The sequence below is a fragment of the Piscirickettsia salmonis LF-89 = ATCC VR-1361 genome, assembly GCF_000297215.2.
Taxonomy (GTDB): domain Bacteria; phylum Pseudomonadota; class Gammaproteobacteria; order Piscirickettsiales; family Piscirickettsiaceae; genus Piscirickettsia; species Piscirickettsia salmonis.
In genome coordinates this window covers 1-936 of sequence record NZ_AMFF02000251.1, presented here as the reverse complement: position 1 = coordinate 936, position 936 = coordinate 1, and the positions used below count along the sequence as shown (strand labels likewise).

Annotated in this window: 1 protein-coding gene; it reads right to left on the bottom strand. The window is 25.7% G+C overall.

Annotated elements, in window-relative coordinates:
* Positions 1–284 precede the first annotated feature (284 nt).
* Positions 285–884 carry a DUF1353 domain-containing protein gene (locus tag C200_RS13895; protein ID WP_016212070.1) on the bottom strand — a complete coding sequence of 200 codons (600 nt, stop codon included), beginning with the start codon at positions 882–884 and terminating at the stop codon, positions 285–287.
* Positions 885–936: the final 52 nt, after the last annotated feature.

Here is a 936-nt window from a genome sequence, read left to right as displayed (position 1 = left end):
TTTTGCATCATTGGATGTGCAAAATACCTACCGAGGTAGCGACGCTTACGAACCCTATTATTGATTACATCTGTTTTTTATATATAGACTTAATCTAGATATTTCTTTGCTATTTATTTCTCTTTGTATTGAGCTGATATTTTCTTTTTTATCTATTTTTAGATTATTTAATTTATTTACAGATTCCTTACATTGTTTATGATTGCAACTAGTTAAAAAAACTGAAAGTGAAATTAAAAGATTAAAAATTTTATTTTTCATATTTTTATTTTATAAAATAGATTTTATAAAAACGACTGATATTTTTTATAAATATCAGAGGGCGGTTTTGGCACATAGTAATTTAAAGTTTCGTAGGATTTGATAACTTCTTTATTTCGTTGAAGTTCCATTTTATTTCTAAATGAAGATTTTCCAAAATTTCTTACAGAATAAAAAATCATCATCTTTTGTATATGTGAAATTACTGAATTTGTTGATAGTAACATATTAAATATATCATCTGCATACTTTTTTCTAATTCTATCATTCCAAATAATTTTTGAGTTTTTTTCAAAATCATATCTATTTTTTCCTTGAATCGAGTCATATGATTGATCAGAATATAAATAGTCATGAACTATTGCCTCATTTAAAAATGTTAATGGACTAGCAAAAGAAGTTAGCGTTTTTGGAACGGATGGACCATCAAATGCCAGTATTATATCTTCATTTGGCTGTATTAAATCAAAATTTATTTGATTTGAATTATTTATTTGGTAAGAAACACCAACCGAAAAAAAAATATATCCAATAATTCCTGTAATTTTTTTACCAGCCAAATTTGAAACCGAAAAAAAACAGGGAGGTTGAAGAAAAGTGGCTTGTTTTACAAATATATTCATCTTTAAAAGGCCTTTTAATATTAACCATAAGCATCGCTACCTCGGTAGGTAT

Coding starts and splice junctions, on each gene's coding strand:
- C200_RS13895 (WP_016212070.1), bottom strand. CDS start 884: ATGAATATATTTGTAAAACAAGCCACTTTTCTTCAACCTCCCTGTTTT.